This is a genomic window from Rhodococcus kronopolitis (assembly GCF_042654025.1).
GTDB classification, from domain to species: domain Bacteria; phylum Actinomycetota; class Actinomycetes; order Mycobacteriales; family Mycobacteriaceae; genus Rhodococcus_G; species Rhodococcus_G kronopolitis.
This window is the reverse complement of record NZ_JBHSFO010000009.1, coordinates 20,203-38,733: the sequence shown is the minus strand read 5'-3', so window position 1 is coordinate 38,733 and position 18,531 is coordinate 20,203. Positions and strand designations below refer to the sequence as shown.

Genomic DNA, 18,531 nt, shown 5'->3' with positions numbered 1-18,531 from the left:
CCCACTGTGGAGATTGACGAATGACTGAGTTCTTGCAGTTTGCGATCCTCGGCCTGGGAGCGGGCTCTGCCTACGCTCTCCTGGCACAGGGGATCGTGCTGGTCTACCGCGGATCCGGGGTGGTGAACTTCGCGCAGGGCGCGATCGCCATGGTGGGCGCATACATATGTCTGGAAACACTTCGGCGGGACCACGACTGGGGGTTGCTGCCGGCCTTCCTGGTGGCGGTCGTGGTGGCCGGACTGATCGGACTGGCATTTCAGCTGCTGGTGTTGCGGTGGCTGACCAATGCCGCACCGATCGTCCGGCTGGCCGCGACCCTCGGCCTGATGGTGATTCTGCAGGCCGGCGTGCAGCAGTACTACGGCAGCACGTCCATCCGGGTGAAGACCTTCCTTCCCGACGAGGCCTACCACTGGGGTGAGATTGTGGTGCAGCAGGATCGGATGATCCTGCTGGGAATTGCGATCGCGTCGACGGCGGCGCTCTGGGCGTGGACCAGGTTCACCAGGGTGGGCCTGGCCATCACCGCGTCCGCCGAGAACGAGCGGGCCGCCGCCGCGCTCGGATGGTCCCCGCAGCGTCTGGCCACGCTGACCTGGACCGTCGGCGGCGCCCTCGCCGGTGCCGCCGGCATCCTGGTGGCGCCCCTGACCGGGCTCTCGCCATCGGCCTTCGTGGTGATCGTGACGGTCTCGGCGCTCGCCGCCGCGCTGCTCGGCGGGTTCAAGTCCTTCCCGCTCACCCTGCTCGGCGGCCTGCTGCTCGGCGTCGGTGAGAGCCTGGTCGTGCTGTACCAGGACGACCTTCGGGACGCGCTCGGGATGGACACCCTCACGGGCGTCAACCGGGCGGTGCCGTTCCTGGTGATCCTGGTGGTGCTGGTCGTGCGGGGGAAGGGGCTGCCGTTGCGCAGTCACGTCTCCGAGCGGCTGCCCAAGCTCGGCTCCGGCGAGATCCGTTGGCCGCTCGTCGTCCTCGCGATCCTGGTGGCCGTGGGCATCATCCTCAGCGGCGGGGACTGGCTGCGGTCCCTGACCCTGACCCTGGCCGCGGCGGTGTTCCTGCTCTCGATCGTGGTCCTGACGGGTTATGCCGGCCAGCTTTCGCTCGCCCAGTACACCGTCGGCGGCCTGGGCGCACTGTTCGCCGCGCGGCTCGTCGGCGAGGCCGGTTGGTCGCTGGTGCCCGCGGCGACGGTGAGCGTCCTCGCGGTGATCGCGATCGGCGTGGTCTTCGCCCTCCCGGCGTTGCGCACGCGTGGCGTGAACCTGGCCGTGGTCACCCTCGGACTCGGATTCACCATTCAGGAGATGGTGTTCAACAACCCGACCTTCACCGGCGACAAGCTCGAGGGCTCGGTGAAGATCCACAAGCTGAGCCTGCTCGGAATCGACGTGACGCCGAGCGTCCATCCCGAACGGTGGGCGACGGTGTGCCTGGTCGCGCTGGTCGTCTGCGGCCTGATCGTCGCGAACCTGCGGCGCTCGCGCACCGGTCGACGGCTCATTGCCGTGCGCACCAACGAGCGGGCCGCTGCTTCCCTCGGCATCAGCGTGTTCGGGGTCAAGATCTACGCCTTCGCGCTCGCGTCCGGACTGGCCGCGGTGGCCGGTATTCTCCTGGGCCTGCGCAACACCGCCGTCACCTACCTCGAGTTCAACGTGTTCGCGTCCATCAACGCCGTCGTCCAGGCGGTGACCGGCGGCCTCGGATTCGTCACGGGCGGACTCATCGGCTCACTGATGGCCCCAGGCGCCCTCTTCAGCCGGCTGCTGTCCGGCTTGGCCATCGCCGCGCTGCTCGGCGGCGTCATCCTCATCGTCACCCTGCTCACCAACCAGAACGGCATCGCCGACATGATCTCCCGCGGGGTGCGGAGCAACCCCGCACTGGCCGCGGTACTGGGGCGCAAGAAGCACCGCGGACACGAGCTGTCCGACGAGTCGCCCACCGGGTCGGTCACCCCGACGCCCCTGACGGTGCGCGGCCTGACGGTCCGGTTCGGTGGTGTGACCGCCGTCGACGGCGTCGACCTCGACATCGAGCCCGGGCAGGTGGTGGGCCTGATCGGGCCCAACGGCGCCGGCAAGACGACCGTCATCGACGCCATCACCGGATTCGTCAGCCCGGCAGCCGGAAAGCTCACGCTGGGAGACCAGGACATCACCGGCTGGTCCACCGCGCGGCGGTCCAACGGCGGTCTGCGCCGATCCTTCCAGTCGCTCGAACTGTTCGAGGACGTGACGGTCGGCGAGAACATCCACGCCGGTGCGGACGAGTCGACCTGGCACACGTGGCTCACCGACCTGGTCCGCCCGAGCCGCCACCCGCTCTCGGCGAGCGCCTCGACGGTGGTGCGGGACTTCGAGCTCGAGAACGACCTGGACGCGCTGCCGAGCGAGCTCTCGTACGGCCGGCGTCGGCTGGTGGGCATCGCGCGCGCCGTCGCCTCCGCTCCGTCCGTCATCCTGCTCGACGAGCCGGCCGCCGGACTGGACGACGCCGAGAGCCGAGAACTCGCGGTCGCGATCCGGCACCTGGCCGTGCAACGCGGGGCCGGTGTGCTCCTGATCGAACACGACATGGGCCTGGTGATGTCCACCTGCGACCACATCGTGGTGCTCGCGGCCGGCCGGGTGCTTGCGTCCGGCACGCCGGCGGAGATCGCCGCCAGCCCGGCGGTCCGCGACGCCTACCTGGGTGCCGAACTGGGCGCCGAGACCGAGACGAAGGAGGCCGTGCGATGACCATCACCAGCGAGAAGAAGGTCGCGTCGGACTTCGTCTTGGAGTGTCGTGGTCTGCACGCGGGGTACGCGGGGGCCGTGGTCTGCCGGGACCTCGACATCACGGTGCGGCCGGGGGAAGTGGTGGCACTGATCGGGGCCAACGGCGCAGGCAAGTCCACCACCATGCTCACCGTGTCCGGCGAGCTGGCCCCGATCTCGGGCGAGGTCTCGGTGCTCGGCTCCGCGAAGCGTTCCTCGCTGTCGGCGCTGGCACGCCGCGGCCTGAGCTACGTGACCGAGGAACGGTCGGTGATCATGGGCCTGACCTCGGCCGAGAACCTTCGCCTCGCGGGGGTCTCCGCCGATGCGGCCTGTGAGATCTTCCCGGAGCTCCGAGCTCTCCTGAAGCGGCCGGCCGGCCTGCTCTCCGGTGGCGAACAGCAGATGCTGACACTGGCCCGGGCGCTGTGCCGGAACCCGCGGCTGTTGCTGGCCGACGAGCTCTCGCTCGGCCTGGCGCCGCAGATCGTCGAGCGGCTCCTCGCGGTGGTGCGCGAGGCCGCCGACCGTCAGAACCTGGGCGTTCTGCTTGTCGAGCAACATGTCCGGCAGGTCCTCGAGGTGGCGGACCGGGTGTACGTGATGCGCCGCGGCCAGGTGATGATGGAGGGCACCGCGGCCGAGATCGGTGCCGACCTCGATGCCGTGCAGCGGGCGTACCTGGCGCCGGTCAGCGACGCGGACGAGGCCGGATAGCCCACCGGCCGCCGCGCTCTTGTACCGTTGGTCGATCGTCGGTCCAGGTCAGGCACGTCGAGCCGAGTGAAGCGAAGGGGCGTCCGTGGTCGCGGGAGTGAAGTCATCTGTCGTTCGGGTGCCGAAGGCGGGTGAGCTCGTCGCCGCGAGCCTGCGTCGCCGAATCATCACCGGTGAGCTCGAGGTGGGCGACCCGCTGCCCACCGAGGCGATCCTGATGGAGCAGTTCGGGGTGTCCCGGCCGACCCTGCGCGAGGCGTTCCGGATCCTCGAGTCGGAGGCGATCATCACCGTCCTGCGCGGCGCGCACGGCGGTGCCCGGGTGCTCGCACCCGACGCCTCCAGCGCCGCCCGGTACACGGGTTTGCTGCTGCAGTACCAGGGCACGCCGCTGGTGGACGTCTACCGGGCCCGGGCCTCGCTCGAGGTGACGGCGGTGGGCATGCTGGCGACGACGAACCAGGGCAACGAGCTGGACACCTTCGCCGAACTGCTGGCGGCCGGCGAGGACCTGGTCGACGATCCGAAGGCGTTTGCCCGGCACGACGTCGACGTCCACCAGGCGCTGATCGACCTGGCCGGCAACCAGACCCTGGCCGTGCTCGCCGGCATGCTCGTGCACATCATCGACGCACACAACGCGCTGTTCATCGCCGCGCACGGGGGCAGCAGCGAGCGGCCCGCCGCGCGCGCCGCGCACCGGGCCTACCTCAAGCTGCTCGTGCTGATGCGTGACGGCGACGCGACCGCGGCGCAGGAGTTCTGGCGCAAGCACCTCGACGCGATCGAGAAGTACATGATCGGTGACTCGGCGACCACCCTCGTCGAGGTGCTGTCCTGACCGCACCCGACCGGGCGCGCCGCCGCCGCGGGTAGCGGCTACTCGGTCCGGCGGGGGATGAATGCCGCCAACACCAGCGCGGCCACCGCGGCGCCCGCGCCGATCAGGAACGTGGTGACGAATGCCGTCCGGGTCGGGACGACGGTGCCGTGCACGGTGAACGTCATGGAGGTCAGGACCACCGTCATCACCGCGGCCGAGGTGGAGGTACCGACGGTGCGCATCAGCGCGTTCAGGCCGTTGGCGGCGCCGGTCTCGGAGATCGGTACCGAGCCCATGATCAGTGCGGGCATGGCCGCGTAGGCGATGCCGGTGCCTGCGCCGATGATGGTCGCTGCCAGGACGATCTGCCAGACCGAGCCCATCAGCAGCGCCCCGGTCAGGTACCCGATCGCGATGACGGTGGTGCCGGTGATCAGGGTGACGCGCCCACCGAAGCGTCCGGTGATCCACGCCGAGACGGGGGAGAGCAGCATCATCACGATGCCACCCGGTGCCATGGACAGCCCCGCGACCACCATCGACTGACCGATGCCGTAGCCGGTCCAGGTGGGCGACATCAGCAGCTGCGGCACCGTCAGCGCCGTCGCGTACATGGCGAACCCGGTCAGCACGGACGCCAGGTTGGTGAGCAGCACCGGGCGGGACCCGGTCACCCGCAGGTCCACCAGCGGCTCGGCGGTGCGCAGCTCGAATGCACCCCAGGCCAGCAGGATCACCACGCCGCCCACGAGCAGGCCGAGGGTTGCGGGGGAGGTCCACCCCCATCCGTGGCCCTGGGTGATCGCCAACAGCAGCGCGACCAACCCGGCCGCCAGTCCGAGCGCGCCGACCATGTCGAACCGGCCCGGCGTGCGGACGGGGGATTCCGGCACCACCCGGGCGATTGCCACGATGGCGGCAGTGCCGAGGGTTGCCGCCGCCCAGAACAGCCAGTGCCAGTCCAGGTTCTGCGCGGTCAGCGCGGCCAGCGGCAGCCCGATGGCGCCGCCGACGCCCATCGTCGAACTCATCACCGCAATGGCGCCCGGAACCTTTGCCGGCGGCAGCTCGTCACGCAGGATGCTGATGCCGAGCGGGATGGCGCCGGTCGCCGCGCCCTGCAGCGCCCGGCCGAGGATCATCAGGGTGGGCTCGCTGGTCAGCGCACACACCACGGAGCCGACCACCAGGAAGGCCAGGCTGACCAGGATCATCCGGCGCTTGCCGTACATGTCGCCGAGCCGACCGGCCATCGGTGTCGCGACCGCCGCCGCCAGCAGGGTCGCGGTGACCACCCAGGACGCGGTCGAGGCCGACGTGTGCAGCAGGGCGGGGAGTTCGCGGAGCAGCGGCACGACCAGCGTCTGCATCAGCGAGACGACGATGCCGGTCAGGGCGAGGGTGGGCAGCATCGCCCGCGGTGGAGCGAGCCGGTGCGGCTCGGTATTGGGTGTAGTGGTGACCTGGGTCAACGCAATCTCTCTTCTGAAAAGGCATGCAAACAAGGGAATCGTCGAGCTCAATGAAGATGTCGAGCGCCGTGATGTCCGGCCGAATCCGGCCGTGAATATGCATCGTACACATAATGTGTAGAATGCATATTCTGTGTACGATTTGCCCGAGTGGGAACTTGCCCGGGGCGGAAGTCGACGTTGGATCGAGCTGAAGGAGCGCGGTGACGGAATCGGTGGGATACCGACTCGAGCAGGAGTTCACGCTCCTGAGCCGGCACACGACGCTGGCGGGCCGCCGGACCGCGACCCGCCCGCTGGAGCGTTCGGCCTACCTGCTGCTCTGGCGCCTCGAGCTCGGCGGGCCGATGACTCTCGGCGACCTCGCCGACTCCTTCGGCCTGGACGTCTCGACGGTCAACAGGCAGTCCGCCGCGCTGATCAAGCAGGGGTTGGCCGAGCGGATTCCGGATCCGGAGGGCGGCCTCGCGCGGCTGCTGCGACCCACCAGTGCCGGGCTCGACCAGCTCGACTCGGTGCGCACCAGCAATGCGGAGGGGGTGCTGCGGTTGCTCTCCGATTGGCCGCGTGAGGATCTCGACACCCTCGTCACCCTGCTCCGTCGACTCAATGTCGCCGTCGAGGAGCACGAGGGGCTGCACTGGCCTCGGGACTGAGTTCTCTCCGGGGCGGGGTGGCCGAAGCTTCCGGATCCGTCAGGCAGCTCTTGACGCGGCCGGATCCAGATGTCAGGGTGTGCCTGACGCATTTCTCTAGTGGAGGGTGGGCGCGATGGACGACCCGATCGAGAGGGCGCTCACGGCGGACGTTGCCGCGGCCGCCGTCGCCACGGTCGATGCCGGGGTGGTCGAGGCCGGTCGCCAGGCCGACCTGCTGGTGGGTACCGGTCCACTGCCGGGAACCGAGGCGTGGACCGCCGAGGAGGGCACCGACCTGCCTGCGCGTCGTCAGGTGGCCTGGCAGCTCGCGTGCTTCCGGATCCAGCTGACCGCCGGCGTCGACGCGGTGGAGACGGTGATGAGCCTGCGGCGCTTCGGCGTCACCTGGGCCACCATCGGCCGGGCCGCGGGGATGACGCGGCAGTCGGCGCACGAGCGGTGGGGCCGGCCGGTCGCAGACATCCTCGACCGCTACGGCGAGGGTATGCCGGACTCCGTCCCGGACGACGATCCGGCGGCGGGCTGAGCCTGCCGCCGGAACCACGGACGAGACCGGGCCCCACCGAAGTTCGGTGGGGCCCGGTCTCGTCATTCGCGATCCGTCAGTTCGGGCGGAACCCGAAGTCGGTGCCGGCCACGCTGTCCCAGCGTGAGGTGACGTACTTGGGGCGGGTGTAGAAGCTCCACGACGCATTGTTCAGGCCGGTGTCGCCGTATGCGGAGTCCTTCCAGCCCTGCACCGCGTACGCGGCGACCGGGACCGGGATGGCCACGTTGACTCCGATCATGCCGGCCGAGGCGCGGCGCTCGAACTCGTTGGCGGCGGCGCCGTCCCGGGTGAAGATCGATGCGCCGTTGCCGTATCGGTGGCTGCGGATCAGCTCGAGCCCGTCGCTCAGGGAGTCGACGCGCAGCACCACCAGGATGGGGCCGAAGAGCTCCTCCTGGTAGGCAGCGGAGGACACCTCGACGTCGGTGAGCACGGTCGGGCCGACGAAGTAGCCGCTCTCGAAGCCGGGCACCATCTCGGCGCTGCGGTCCACCACGGCGCGGGCACCACCGGCGATCGCCTCCTTGACCGCGGCCTGGATGCGTTCCTGGGACTGCCGGTTGATCACCGGTCCGACCTCGGTGCCGTCGCCGTTGCCGGGGCCGAGCCGGACCTCCTCCGCCCGTGTCGCCAGCTTCGCCAGCAGAGGCTCGGCGCTCTCGCCGACCACCACCGCGACCGAGATCGCCATGCAGCGCTGGCCCGCGGCCCCGAAGCAGGCGGACGTCAGCTGGTCGGCGACCACGTCGAGGTCCGCGTCGGGCATCACGATCATGTGGTTCTTGGCGCCGCCGAAGGCCTGTACCCGCTTGCCCGCCGCCGCGGCGCGGGAGTAGACGATCTGCGCGACCTGGCTCGAGCCGACGAACGCGACGGCCTCGGTCCGCGGGTCGTCGATGAGGCGCTCGACGGTGTCCTGGCGACCGTGCACCACGTTGAGTACGCCGTCGGGCAGGCCGGCCTCCTTGAACAACTCGGCGATCCGGATGCAGACGCCCGGGTCCTGCTCGCTCGGCTTCCAGATGAAGGTGTTCCCCGAGGCCAGGGCGACCGAGACCATCATCATGCCCATCATCGCGGGGAAGTTGAACGGGGTGATGCCGACGCAGACCCCGAGTGGGTGCAGCACCGACTTGGTGTCGATGTCGGGCCCGGTCTGCAGCGATGTCCCGCCGCGCACGAGTGCCGGTCCGCCACAGGCCAACTCCACCGAGTCCGCGGCCCGGGAGATCTCGCCCGCCGCGTCGTCGAGTGTCTTTCCGTGCTCCTGGGTGATGAGGGCGGCCAGCTCGGACCGGTTCTCCACCAGCAGGTCCCGGAATCGGAACAGCACCTGGGCGCGCCGGGAGAGGGTGGTCTGCGACCAGTCCTCGAATGCGCCGGAGGCAGCGTCGATCGCCGCCGACACGGTGGCGGTGTCGGCCATCGGCACGGTGGCGATCGGCTGATCTGTCGCCGGGTTGGTCACGTCGATGAGGTCGCTGCCCGTGACCGGGGCGCCGTTGATCCAGTGGGGGATGGTGCGCATGACTGAAATACCTTTCGGGTCCAATGAATTCGAGAAGTGGAAGGGAGTGTCAGAGGGTGGTGCCGAAGCGCTCGCGGTGTTCGACGTCCAGCGTGGCCAGCGAGGAGCCCTTGGTCTCTCGCATGAACAGCACCGCGACGATCGAGATCAGGCCCGCCACACCGACGTAGATGGCGATCGGGACCCAGCTCCCGTAGGTCCGCAGCAGCAGGGTGGCGATGACGGGAGCGAGCGAGCCGGCGAAGATCGCGGTGACCTGTGCGCCCATCGAGACGCCGATGTAGCGCATGTGGGTCGGGAACATCTCGGCCATCATCGCGGGCTGCGGGGCGTACATGATCGCGTGGATGACCAGGCCGATCGTGATGGCGCACAGGATGAGTGCGTCGGACCTCGTGTCCATCAAGGGGAACGCGACGAAGCAGTAGAGGGAGGCGAGGACCGCACCGACCAGGTAGACCGGGCGGCGGCCCACCTTGTCCGACATCCAGCCGAAGAACAGGATCATGCCGGCGTGGACGATGTGCGAGATCAGCATCAGGGTGAGGATCGTGGAGGTGTCCACCTTCAGCTGCACGCTCAGGTACGTCAGCGAGAACGTGACCACCATGTAGTAGAGGATGTTCTCGATCACCCGGGCGCCCATCGCCGTCAGGACCTCACGAGGCCGGGCCCGGAAGACGCGTTGGACCGCCTTCCACGTGTTCTCGGCCTGTGGTTGCTCCAGGGTGGACTCCTGGAAGATCTGCGAGTCCTCGACCTTCGTGCGGATGAACCAGCCGATCAGCACGATGAACGCCGAGAAGAAGAACGCCAGCCGCCAACCCCAGGACAGGAAGTCGTCCTCGGGCATCACGAACGACAGGAACAGCAGTACGAGGGTCGCGACGACGTTGCCGAGCGGCGCGCCCGCCTGCGGGAAGCTGGACCAGAAGCCGCGACGGTTCGCCGGGCTCTGCTCGGCGACCAGCAGCACGGCGCCGCCCCACTCGCCGCCGATGGCGATGCCCTGGGCGAAGCGCAGGATCACCAGGATCACCGGGGCCAGGTACCCGATCTGGTCGAAACTCGGGATCGCGCCGATCAGGAACGTCGAGGCGCCGATCATCAGCAACGAGATCTGCAGGAGCTTCTTGCGGCCGAATTTGTCGCCGTAGTGACCGAAGATGATGCCGCCGATGGGGCGGGCGATGAAACCGATGGCGTAGGTCAGCAACGCCGCGATGACGCCGTCGAGCGGGTTGCCGGTGGCCTTGAAGAAGACGTGACCGAAGACCAGCGCCGCAGCCATGCCGTAGAGGAAGAATTCGTACCACTCGGCGACGGTGCCTGCCATGGACGCGGCCACGATCCGGTGGAATCCGCGCGGCGTCCCGGTCGTGGTCTCAGCCGGGGCCGGATCGGCAGGCGCGCTCAGCTGGGCGGTCATCGGGTGCCGCCGATCGCGGCAGCCGCGGTGCCGTCGACCAGGTGGATCAGCGACGAGAAGTCGAGCGACCCGCGGCCGTCGGCGATGAGATTCTCGAGGCGACGCGCCACCTCGGCGGTGGCGGCGGTGTCGACGCCGTGCACGGCCGCCGCATCCAGGGCGAGGCCCAGGTCCTTGCGCATCAGTGCGACGGAGAACCCGCCGGTGAAGTCGCGGTTCGAGGGGGCGGAGGTGACCGGCCCGGCGACCGGGTAGTAGTTGCGCAGGGCCCAACTGTCGCCCGTGGACACCCCGGCGATGTCGATGACCGTCTGCGGCGTGATGCCCAGACGCTCGGCCAGCACCGCGGCCTCACAGGTGCTCTGCATGTTCATCGCGAGCATCATGTTGTTCACCATCTTGGCGCTCTGACCTGCTCCTGTTTCGCCGGCGTGGAAGATGCGGGTGCCCATCGCCTCGAGCAGCGGGCGGGCGGCGCCGAGGTCCGCGGTCGCGCCGCCGACCATGAAGGTGAGGGTCGCGTTCTGGGCGCCTGCGGTGCCGCCGGAGACCGGTGCGTCCAGGAAGCGTCGACCGGTGGCGGCGACGGCCGCGCCGATCTCGCGGGCCTCGGCGCAGCTGATCGTCGAGCAGTCCAGCACCAGGGCGTTGTCGCCGGCCGCGTCCAGGGCGCCGGACTCGAGGAGAGCGGTCCGTACGTGCGCGCCCTTGGGCAACATGGTGACGACCGCGTCGGCGCCCGCGGCAGCCGTCACTGCGGCGTCCGCGGTACGAACGCCCGCGGCGCCTGCCGCATCGCGGGCGTCGGCGGAGAGGTCGACGCCGACCACGTCGTGTCCTGCGGTGTGCAGGTGTGCGGCCATCGGCAAGCCCATGTTGCCGAGACCGATCCAACAGATCTTCACGCTGGTGCCCTTCTGTCGAGTGCCGTGCGGGGTGACCGTCACGGCTGCTGCCAAGAAGAGTGAGCTAGGTTACATCTTCAGGAAAGGCCCTCTTTGGTACACGTGCTGTGCAGAACTGCACAGCAGGTGGGGCCGGTGAGGAGAGACCGATGCGCGCCGACGACCTGGTGGTGCTGTTGGAGATCGCCCGCTGTGGGTCGCTCGTCGGTGCCGCGTCGGCCCTCGGTCTCAACCATGCGACCGTGTCCCGACGGATGTCGGTGCTGGAGGCCGAGTTACGGGCGCCACTACTGGTCCGCGGCGTCGCAGGTTGCACGCTGACCGACCTCGGCCACAGCCTGCTCGAGTCGTGCGAGCAGATCGAGTCGGCCCTGACCGAGGTGCGCGACCTGGCCAGCACCACGCCACGCGAGCGGGAGTTGTCCGGGCTGGTGCGGATCTCGACCACCGATGCCTTCGGTGCCCTGTTCGTGGCGCCACTCATGGCAGAACTGCACAGGATCAACCCCGACCTGCTGGTGGAGATCGTCACCCAGACCCGGCTGGGTGCCTACGGTATCGGCGCCGACATCGAGATCGGGGTCGGTGAGCCGGTGGTCGGGCGTCCGGGTGCCGAGAAGCTCACGGACTACCGGCTGGGGCTCTACGCCTCGGACGACTACCTGTCCGAGCGCGGCCGGCCACAGACGCTGGAGGAGCTGGCCGGGCATTCGCTGGTCTACTACATCGAGGGCCTGCTGCGGGTGGAGGACCTCGACGTGCTGACCCGGCTGACCGGGCGTCACCAGGTGAGCTTCGGATCGACCAACGTGCAGGTGCAGACGGTGGCGACGTTGTCGGGCGCCGGGATCGGGCTGCTGCCGGCGTTCGTCGCGGAGCGAGAGCCCACGCTGCGCCGGGTACTGGCGTCGGATGTGGCCATCAACCTGGAGTTCACCGCGTGCCTGGGGCCGCGACGACTGCGCCGGCCCGCGGCGGCGACCGTCATGCAGGCAATCCGGGAGATGGTCGCGGAGCGTCAGGCGGAACTGGTGCCCCAGTGGTGATTACGGACCAGCGGTGACGACGGAAAGGAATCAGATGCAGGTACGGCAGGAGGTTCGCGGGCGGGTGCTCGTGATACATCTGGAACGCCCGGACAAGCGCAACGCCATCAACGAGGCAATGGCCGCGGGCGTCGACACCGCGCTCAACCGCCTCGACGACGACCCCGACCTCTGGGTCGGCGTCCTGACGGGGACACCGACCGTGTTCTGCGCGGGCACCGACATCAAGGAGGGCTCCGGACCGCTCACCCCACGCGGCGGCGAGTACGGGATCATCCGGCGCGAACGCAGCACTCCGCTGATCGCGGCGGTGGAGGGGCAGGCGCTCGGCGGCGGCTTCGAGATCGCGCTGTCCTGCGACCTCGTCGTCGCCGCTCGGGACGCGGTGTTCGGACTGCCGGAGTCACTGCGGGGCCTGGTCGCGACGTCCGGAGCGCTCTTCCGCGCGCCACGGGCACTTCCCGTCAACGTGGCACGGGAACTGCTGATCACCGGCAACACCCTCACCGCCGACCGGGCGTACGGGCTCGGGGTGGTCAACGAGGTCACCGAGCCTGGCTCGGCGCTCGACGCGGCGCTGCGGATGGCCGAGCGGATCTGTCTGTCGTCGCCGGTCTCGGTCCGCGAGAGCCTGCGGGCCGTCGACGCGCTCACTGCCGACTCCGACGTCACCGGGTGGGAGGTGACCGAGCGGGCCAAGTCGGTGGTGACCGCGTCGGCGGACATGCGCGAGGGGGTCGATGCCTTCTTCGAGCGGCGTTCGCCGAACTGGACCGGGCGGTAGCCCGACGCGACGGTCGCCGGCCCCGTCCGGTCAGTGCGCGGGCGCGGGTTCCGCGGCCGCCGGGACGGGGGTGGCCGCGGCGTCCGGTCGGACGCGTGGCGGGATGAACGCGGCCACCAGCAGGGCGCACAGCGCGGCGCCGGCACCGATCAGGAACGTCACGACGAAGGCCTTGTGCGTGGGCACCTCGGTGGGACCCAGCGGCATCGTCATCCCTGCCAGTACGAGGGTCATGACGGCGCTCGCGAACGAGGTTCCGATCATCCGCATCAGCGAGTTGAGTCCGTTCGCTGCGGCTGTCTCCTTCGGCGGCACCGCGCCCATGATCAGTGCGGGCATGGCCGCGTAGGAGACTCCGATGCCGGCGCCGATGATCGTCGCGACGAGGGTGATCTGCCACATTGTGTTCATCAGTCCGGCACCGACCAGGTAGCCCGAGGCGATCACCACGGTGCCTGCCATCAGGGTGGTGCGCGGACCGTACCTGTTGGTCAGGTGCGCCGAGACGGGGGACAGCAGCATCATCACGATGCCTCCGGGGGCCATGCACAGGCCCGCCATCACCATCGACTGACCGAGCCCGTATCCCGTCTCCGGCGGCAACTGCAGCAGCTGCGGAACCGTCAAGGAGGTCGCGTACATGGCGAATCCGGTCAGGATCGAAGCGGCGTTGGTGAGCAGCACCGGCCGCGACGCCGACACCCGGAGGTCGACGAGCGGATCCGCGGTGCGCAGCTCCGTCACGACCCAGGCCGCGAAGACGACGACCGACAGGCCGAGCAACCCGAGAGTCGGAAGGCTGGTCCAGCCCCAGTCCGCGCCCTTGGTGATCGGGAGCAGCAGCGAGACCAGGCCGACGGTCAGGCCGATGGCGCCGAGGTAGTCGAAACGTCCGGGGTTGCGGACCGACGACTCGGGGACCGCGATCGCGACTGCGGCCGCGACCAGCGTGCCGAGAACGGCGCATGCCCAGAACAGCATGTGCCAGTTGTAGTTCTGCGCGGTGAAGGCGGCGAGCGGCATGCCGACGGCGCCGCCGACGCCCATCGTCGAGCTCATCACCGAGATCGCACCGCCGACCTTCTCACGCGGCAGTTCGTCGCGCAGGATCGAGATGCCGAGTGGGATCGCGCCGGTGGCCGCGCCCTGCAGTGCGCGGCCGACGATCACGGCGGTGACCGAGTCGCTCAGCGCGCACATCACCGAGCCTGCGACGAGGAACGCCATGCTGATCAGGATCATCCGGCGCTTGCTGAACATGTCCCCGAGGCGTCCCGCGACCGGTGTGACGGCGGCGGCCGCGAGCAGCGTCGAGGTGATCACCCAGGACGCGGTCGCAGTGTCGGTGTCCAGCAGCGCGGGCAGGGCGTGGATCAAGGGGACCACGAGGGTCTGCATCAACGAGACAACGATGCCGCTGAACGCGAGGACTGCCAGGATCATTCGCGGCGAGCGGGAGGTTTCCGTGACGCTGGGTGCGGAACTGGGCACTACGGAACTCTTTTCTGGTGTTACGAAGGCAAGTTCGATGAACGCAAGGATGTGTACGATACACATTCTTGTGGTGACGTTGCCCGTCCGCGACGTCGTGACGACTAGCGGCGGAAGAACTCCGCGGTCGCGGAGTCGGACGGGTAGAACGATTCGATCGCAATCTCGGCGAGGGTGACGTCGCGCGGTGTGCCGAAGACGGTGGTCGTGCTGAACATCGACAGTTCGGCGGCGTCGGTCCGGATCCGCAGCGGAACCAGCAGCGCCGCAGTGTCGGTCGCGTCCGCCTCCTCCCCTCCCGGGTAGCCGCGCAGCTCGTCGAGGAGCTGTGCCAGGTCCGGGTCGGCGGTGACGTCGGCCTCCCGCTGCAGTCGCGCCAGCAGGTGCCCGCGCCACTGCCCGAGATTTGCGATCCGGGGTGCCATGCCGTCCGGGTGCAGGCTGAGCCGCAGCACGTTGACCGGTGGCTCGAGCAGATGCGGTGCCGAGCCGGCTGTCAGCACGTCGACCGCAGGGTTGCCCGCGACCAGCTCCCAATGACGGTCGACGACCACTGCCGGGTACGGGGTGTGTGCGTCGAGAATCCGGTTGATCGCGTCGTTGACGGCCGACATCGGCGCGTCGGGTAGCCGGTTCTGTGGGTAGGCAGGTGCGTGGCCGCCGGCCAGGAGCATCGTGTTGCGCTGGCGCAGCGGTACTTCCAGGCATTCGGACAGTCGAATGATCATCGCGCTGGTCGGTCGCGCCCGGCCGGTCTCGATGAAGCTGAGATGACGCGCGGACACACCGGCCTGTGACGAGAGGACCAGCTGAGTGAGCCTGCGCCGTTCCCGCCAGTCCCGGAGTATCGAGCCGACAGGTCGCGAGGTTTCCGTGTCTGTCACACATCTCAACCTAGCGAGGTCCGTGTCGTCCTGCGATTACCTCCGAGGTAATCGACTGGCGTCGCCGGGCGCCGCAGAGTGGAGGCAGCCGGCGAGCGAACCCAAACGCCGCCGGACCAATCCTCGGAAGGAATCATCATGAGCGACTTCACCGAACTGGCCACCGCGTACATCGACATGTGGAACGAAACGGATCCCGTCGCCCGGCGCAACCGGGTCGAGCAGGTCTTCGCCGCCGAGTCCAGGTACGTGGACCCGCTCGGCGTCGCGGTGGGACACGATCAGATCGACTCGATGGTCGGTGCGGTGCAGCAACAATTCCCGGGCCTGCGGTTTGCCCTGGCAGGCCCGGTCGACGCGCACCACGAGCAGGCGCGATTCGGCTGGCGACTGGGCATTCCGGGCGAGGACTCGCTGATCGACGGATTCGACGTCGCCGAACTCGAGGGCAGCGGCCGACTGGCGTTGGTCCTCGGCTTTCTGGACAAGGTGCCTGCGGCCTGAGCGGACGGGGGCGGGCGCACCTGCCCGCCCCCCGATCGCGGGCGTGCCGCGGCGCGGGGGATACGGATGCCGCTCAGTCTCTTTCGAGCAGGAAGTAGCAGTGCTCGCCGTTGTCGAGCACCACCTCGGGCCTGCCGTTCATGATCCCCATCAGGGTGTTCTCGTCGACCCGCTTGAAGTGGTCGAAGATCGGCTTGCCGTCGTAGACCATGGTCGCGGTCACCTCACCGCGGAACTCGATGTTCCACAGGCTGGCCTCGCCCTTGCCGAGCTTGACGTTGGAGTAGAGGTTGCCCTCCTCGTCCCGGCACATCAGCGGTTTGGCGTCGAGGACCGAGTGGAAGGTCTTGCCGTGCCATCGGCTGGCGGGCAGGGCCGTGCAGAGTTGATGGCCGGTCTCGAACACGGAGCCCTTCCAGGAACCGAGGATGTCGGCCGCGGCGACTACGTCCAGGGCGGCCCACACGGCGTCGAGGCCGGTGGGGGAGACCCCGGCCGGCTGCGCTCGGAGCTCCTGAAATCTGGCGCGGGCCTCGTCGATGTCCATCGAGGGCTCCTTTCGGTGCGGGGGTGAGTTCAGTGTGATCTGGTTAGCCTGCCGAGGAGGCCGAACGCGTGGACGCGTGTGTCGCCGGGGCGCAGCCAGCTCCTGCACTGATCGGGACCGTAGAAGGAGAGACACGAATGGGAATCAACGAGGGACGCGTCGTCGTGGTGACGGGGGCAGCCGGGGGAATCGGTCGCGAGCACGCGCTCGAATTCGCCAGGCAGGGAGCCAAGGTCGTGGTCAACGATCTCGGTCCGGCCGAGGCGGTCGTCGAGGAGATCAGGGCGATGGGCGGCGAGGCGGTGGCGAACAACGACGACATCTCCGACTTCGAGGGCGCCGGCCGCCTCATCCAGGCCGCGATCGACACCTTCGGCACCGTTCACGTCCTGGTGAACAACGCCGGCATCCTGCGCGACAAGATGTTCGTCAACATGACCGTCGATCAGTGGGACGACGTGATGCGGGTGCACCTGCGCGGCACCTTCGCCCCGTCGCAGCATGCGGCGTCGTACTGGCGGGCGCAGCACAAGGCGGGCACCCCCGTCGCGCATCCACGGATCATCAACACCTCGTCGCCGTCGGGCCTGTACGGGAACCTGGGGCAGGCCAACTACGGTGCGGCGAAGGCAGGCATCGCGGCCTTCACCGTCATCCTCGCCGACGAACTCGCCCGGCTCGGCGTCACCGTCAACGCCATCGCGCCGACGGCGCTGACCCAGATGACGGCAGGCCTCGACGCCTTCGTCGCGGCGGCGGAGGCGGAGAAGCAGCGCACCGGGTTCGACGCCGCCGCGCCCGAGAACATCTCGCCGACCGTGGTCTGGCTCGGGTCCCCGGAGGCGGACGGCATCACCGGCCGGATCTTCAATGTCCACGGCGGCACGATCAGCGTGGCCGAGACGTGGGTGGCCGGACCCGGGGTGTCCAAGGACGCCCGCTGGGATCCGGCCGAGCTCGGCGAGGTGATCCCGGCGCTGGTCGCGGAGGCCCGGCCGAATTCCGACATGGCGGGCAACCCGCGCCACGCGAACTCGCGCGTGGGTCTCTGAGCCTCGACCCGACACAACCGGAGCGGCCCACCACAGCACTGTGGTGGGCCGCTCCGGTCGTCGGGGGTTACCCGAGCGAACGTGCCGGGGCCGGGACGCGGTCGATCCCGTGGTCCTTGACGGGCGGGGTGGTTCGCAGCCAGGTGCCGTCGGACCGGCACAGCTGGTAGGTGCCGTCCGGGTGGTAGACCTTGGAACCGACGCTGTAGTCCTTGCCGTCGTAGACACACACGGTGGTCGTGGTGCCGTCGGGGTTCGTGCGGACGGCCGCATTCGCGACGGCGGCCTGAGCGCCGATCAGTCCGGCGGCGACGAGGACAGAGGCGGCGAGCGTCTTGGCGGTTCGAGAGATCATGGTGTGGCCCTTCGGTGGTGGGGTGTCTGCCCAGGTGGACTACAACAAATATGGGCGACACGGGCACGGCCGGACAGGCACCCAAGGGGTGGGGTTCGCACCCTCTTGTCAGCGCCTCCCGAGCAGGGTGAGCGCGAACTCGGCGTACTCGACGGCGATCTGTTCGGGCGTGGACGGGCCACCGATCCGGAACCACTGAGGCAGCGAGGTGCACATCGTCACGATGGCCTTTCCGGCGTCGCGCGGGTGGGCGGTGGTGAAGTCGCCCGCAGCCACCCCCGCCCCGATCTCGGCGTCGAGGAGGTGCTGGACCGCGTTCCTGGAGGCCCGGATCCGGTCCCGGTCCGGTGGCTCCAGGCTGCGCATCTCGCTGGCCCCGATGAAGGCCAGCTCGCGTCGGTGGGTGTGGTAGAGCGCGAGCGCCTCCACCGCGAGGCCCACCCGGGCGGCGGTGGTGTCGCCATCGCTCAGCGCCGCGCGCACCCGCCAGTGGATCTCGTCCATCGTCACGTCGAGTGCGCGGACGAGAAGTTCCTGTTTGTCGCGGTAGTGATGGTAGACGCCGGGCGCGCTCACCCCGGCCCGCGCGGCCAGACCGCGCATGGTGGCGCCGTGGTAGCCGGTCTCGACGAAGGCCTCGATCGCGGCGGCCAGCACCGGGTCGAGCTCGAGTGCCGGAAACTCGCGCCAGGCGGCCGCCGAGTGTGCATTTGTCGTTGGCGCTCCTGGGGGTGTGGTCCGGGATACGCGCACTCGGCGGGCGGGGCCGGCGGGGCGTTCGGTCGACGCTGCGCAGCCCAGCAGCAGTTCGGTCGATACCTCCAGGGCGCCGGCCAGTTCCACCAGCCGGTCGACGGACACCCCGGTCCGGCCGTTCTCGATGGCGCTGAGCGTGGCGGGGCTGACCGCGATCCTGGACGCCAGCTCGCGCAGGGAGAGCCCCCGCTCGGTGCGGGCCGCCCGGATGGCCTCGGGTAGTGGTGGTCGTCCTGACATGTGCCCTCCTCGCCGTTCA

18 protein-coding genes are annotated in these 18,531 nt (G+C 69.3%); 9 read left to right on the top strand and 9 right to left on the bottom strand.

The genetic code is table 11. The features are described from left to right. Window positions 1-20 precede the first annotated feature (20 nt). The 3 genes from ACFO6S_RS14795 (at window position 21) to ACFO6S_RS14785 (ending at window position 4,328) form a co-directional block, all read left to right on the top strand. Entirely contained in the window at window positions 21-2,750 is a 2,730-nt protein-coding gene (locus ACFO6S_RS14795; protein WP_378418202.1) for an ABC transporter permease subunit, read from the top strand. Then, a complete protein-coding gene (locus tag ACFO6S_RS14790) occupies window positions 2,747-3,487 on the top strand; it encodes an ABC transporter ATP-binding protein (RefSeq protein ID WP_378418200.1) in 741 nt (246 codons plus the stop codon). The genes ACFO6S_RS14795 and ACFO6S_RS14790 overlap by 4 nt, the downstream gene beginning before the upstream one ends. An 85-nt stretch (window positions 3,488-3,572) precedes the next feature. Further along, window positions 3,573-4,328 (top strand): FadR/GntR family transcriptional regulator, encoded by a 756-nt coding sequence (locus ACFO6S_RS14785; RefSeq protein ID WP_378418198.1) that lies wholly within the window; start codon window positions 3,573-3,575, stop codon window positions 4,326-4,328. 38 nt (window positions 4,329-4,366) lie between these two features. Here ACFO6S_RS14785 and ACFO6S_RS14780 read toward each other — a convergent pair whose 3' ends face one another. Beyond that, window positions 4,367-5,722, bottom strand: a complete 1,356-nt coding sequence (locus ACFO6S_RS14780; RefSeq protein WP_378418197.1) for an MFS transporter — start codon at window positions 5,720-5,722, stop codon at window positions 4,367-4,369. 263 nt (window positions 5,723-5,985) lie between these two features. On the opposite strand from ACFO6S_RS14780, the gene ACFO6S_RS14775 reads away from it, so the two are divergent. Together ACFO6S_RS14775 and ACFO6S_RS14770 are read left to right on the top strand one after the other, a co-directional pair. Then, a complete protein-coding gene (locus tag ACFO6S_RS14775) occupies window positions 5,986-6,438 on the top strand; it encodes a MarR family winged helix-turn-helix transcriptional regulator (protein ID WP_378418195.1) in 453 nt (150 codons plus the stop codon). Window positions 6,439-6,553: 115 nt separating this feature from the next. Then, window positions 6,554-6,967, top strand: coding sequence for a hypothetical protein (locus ACFO6S_RS14770; protein WP_378418193.1), 414 nt, complete (start codon window positions 6,554-6,556; stop codon window positions 6,965-6,967). A 76-nt stretch (window positions 6,968-7,043) separates the two neighbouring features. Here ACFO6S_RS14770 and ACFO6S_RS14765 read toward each other — a convergent pair whose 3' ends face one another. From ACFO6S_RS14765 to mmsB, 3 genes are read right to left on the bottom strand one after another with little or no spacing between them, the layout of a single operon-like run. Beyond that, on the bottom strand, window positions 7,044-8,519 hold the full coding sequence (locus ACFO6S_RS14765; RefSeq protein ID WP_378418191.1) for a CoA-acylating methylmalonate-semialdehyde dehydrogenase: 1,476 nt from the start codon (window positions 8,517-8,519) through the stop codon (window positions 7,044-7,046). A 49-nt stretch (window positions 8,520-8,568) separates the two neighbouring features. Further along, the gene (locus ACFO6S_RS14760; protein ID WP_378418189.1) at window positions 8,569-9,948 is read right to left on the bottom strand and encodes an MFS transporter; all 1,380 of its coding nucleotides are present in this window, start codon (window positions 9,946-9,948) and stop codon (window positions 8,569-8,571) included. Then, a complete protein-coding gene (gene mmsB / locus ACFO6S_RS14755; protein ID WP_378418187.1) occupies window positions 9,945-10,907 on the bottom strand; it encodes a 3-hydroxyisobutyrate dehydrogenase in 963 nt (320 codons plus the stop codon). Before mmsB ends, ACFO6S_RS14760 begins: the two co-directional genes overlap by 4 nt. Window positions 10,908-11,002: 95 nt before the next feature. On the opposite strand from mmsB, the gene ACFO6S_RS14750 reads away from it, so the two are divergent. Both ACFO6S_RS14750 and ACFO6S_RS14745 read left to right on the top strand, forming a co-directional pair. Further along, window positions 11,003-11,899 carry a LysR family transcriptional regulator gene (locus ACFO6S_RS14750; protein WP_378418186.1) on the top strand — a complete coding sequence of 299 codons (897 nt, stop codon included), beginning with the start codon at window positions 11,003-11,005 and terminating at the stop codon, window positions 11,897-11,899. A gap of 34 nt (window positions 11,900-11,933) precedes the next feature. Continuing rightward, window positions 11,934-12,683, top strand: coding sequence for an enoyl-CoA hydratase-related protein (locus ACFO6S_RS14745; protein WP_378418184.1), 750 nt, complete (start codon window positions 11,934-11,936; stop codon window positions 12,681-12,683). Between the two features lie 30 nt (window positions 12,684-12,713). Here ACFO6S_RS14745 and ACFO6S_RS14740 read toward each other — a convergent pair whose 3' ends face one another. Together ACFO6S_RS14740 and ACFO6S_RS14735 are read right to left on the bottom strand one after the other, a co-directional pair. Beyond that, entirely contained in the window at window positions 12,714-14,174 is a 1,461-nt protein-coding gene (locus ACFO6S_RS14740; protein WP_465269194.1) for an MFS transporter, read from the bottom strand. Between the two features lie 104 nt (window positions 14,175-14,278). Further along, entirely contained in the window at window positions 14,279-15,058 is a 780-nt protein-coding gene (locus ACFO6S_RS14735) for a helix-turn-helix domain-containing protein (RefSeq protein ID WP_378418182.1), read from the bottom strand. A gap of 138 nt (window positions 15,059-15,196) precedes the next feature. Here ACFO6S_RS14735 and ACFO6S_RS14730 point away from each other — a divergent pair, with 138 nt between their 5' ends. Beyond that, complete coding sequence (locus tag ACFO6S_RS14730; RefSeq protein WP_378418180.1) at window positions 15,197-15,562, top strand: nuclear transport factor 2 family protein; 366 nt, start codon at window positions 15,197-15,199, stop codon at window positions 15,560-15,562. A gap of 73 nt (window positions 15,563-15,635) precedes the next feature. On the opposite strand, the gene ACFO6S_RS14725 is transcribed toward ACFO6S_RS14730, so the two are convergent. Further along, window positions 15,636-16,109, bottom strand: a complete 474-nt coding sequence (locus ACFO6S_RS14725) for a DUF4334 domain-containing protein (RefSeq protein ID WP_378418178.1) — start codon at window positions 16,107-16,109, stop codon at window positions 15,636-15,638. 137 nt (window positions 16,110-16,246) lie between these two features. Here ACFO6S_RS14725 and ACFO6S_RS14720 point away from each other — a divergent pair, with 137 nt between their 5' ends. Next, the gene (locus ACFO6S_RS14720) at window positions 16,247-17,161 is read left to right on the top strand and encodes an SDR family oxidoreductase (RefSeq protein ID WP_378418176.1); all 915 of its coding nucleotides are present in this window, start codon (window positions 16,247-16,249) and stop codon (window positions 17,159-17,161) included. A gap of 67 nt (window positions 17,162-17,228) precedes the next feature. Here ACFO6S_RS14720 and ACFO6S_RS14715 read toward each other — a convergent pair whose 3' ends face one another. Together ACFO6S_RS14715 and ACFO6S_RS14710 are read right to left on the bottom strand one after the other, a co-directional pair. Next, entirely contained in the window at window positions 17,229-17,516 is a 288-nt protein-coding gene (locus ACFO6S_RS14715) for a hypothetical protein (RefSeq protein ID WP_378418174.1), read from the bottom strand. A gap of 108 nt (window positions 17,517-17,624) precedes the next feature. Continuing rightward, window positions 17,625-18,512, bottom strand: coding sequence for a TetR-type transcription factor C-terminal domain-containing protein (locus ACFO6S_RS14710; protein WP_378418173.1), 888 nt, complete (start codon window positions 18,510-18,512; stop codon window positions 17,625-17,627). Window positions 18,513-18,531 lie beyond the last annotated feature (19 nt).

Excerpts from the sequence above, each read along its gene's own strand:
- ACFO6S_RS14765 (WP_378418191.1), bottom strand. The coding sequence starts at position 8,519 with ATGCGCACCATCCCCCACTGGATCAACGGCGCCCCGGTCACGGGCAGC.
- ACFO6S_RS14710 (WP_378418173.1), bottom strand. The coding sequence starts at position 18,512 with ATGTCAGGACGACCACCACTACCCGAGGCCATCCGGGCGGCCCGCACC.
- ACFO6S_RS14745 (WP_378418184.1), top strand. The coding sequence starts at position 11,934 with ATGCAGGTACGGCAGGAGGTTCGCGGGCGGGTGCTCGTGATACATCTG.
- ACFO6S_RS14750 (WP_378418186.1), top strand. The coding sequence starts at position 11,003 with ATGCGCGCCGACGACCTGGTGGTGCTGTTGGAGATCGCCCGCTGTGGG.
- ACFO6S_RS14715 (WP_378418174.1), bottom strand. The coding sequence starts at position 17,516 with ATGATCTCTCGAACCGCCAAGACGCTCGCCGCCTCTGTCCTCGTCGCC.
- ACFO6S_RS14725 (WP_378418178.1), bottom strand. The coding sequence starts at position 16,109 with ATGGACATCGACGAGGCCCGCGCCAGATTTCAGGAGCTCCGAGCGCAG.
- ACFO6S_RS14760 (WP_378418189.1), bottom strand. The coding sequence starts at position 9,948 with ATGACCGCCCAGCTGAGCGCGCCTGCCGATCCGGCCCCGGCTGAGACC.
- ACFO6S_RS14730 (WP_378418180.1), top strand. The coding sequence starts at position 15,197 with ATGAGCGACTTCACCGAACTGGCCACCGCGTACATCGACATGTGGAAC.
- ACFO6S_RS14780 (WP_378418197.1), bottom strand. The coding sequence starts at position 5,722 with ATGCTGCCCACCCTCGCCCTGACCGGCATCGTCGTCTCGCTGATGCAG.
- ACFO6S_RS14790 (WP_378418200.1), top strand. The coding sequence starts at position 2,747 with ATGACCATCACCAGCGAGAAGAAGGTCGCGTCGGACTTCGTCTTGGAG.
- ACFO6S_RS14795 (WP_378418202.1), top strand. The coding sequence starts at position 21 with ATGACTGAGTTCTTGCAGTTTGCGATCCTCGGCCTGGGAGCGGGCTCT.
- ACFO6S_RS14720 (WP_378418176.1), top strand. The coding sequence starts at position 16,247 with ATGGGAATCAACGAGGGACGCGTCGTCGTGGTGACGGGGGCAGCCGGG.
- ACFO6S_RS14770 (WP_378418193.1), top strand. The coding sequence starts at position 6,554 with ATGGACGACCCGATCGAGAGGGCGCTCACGGCGGACGTTGCCGCGGCC.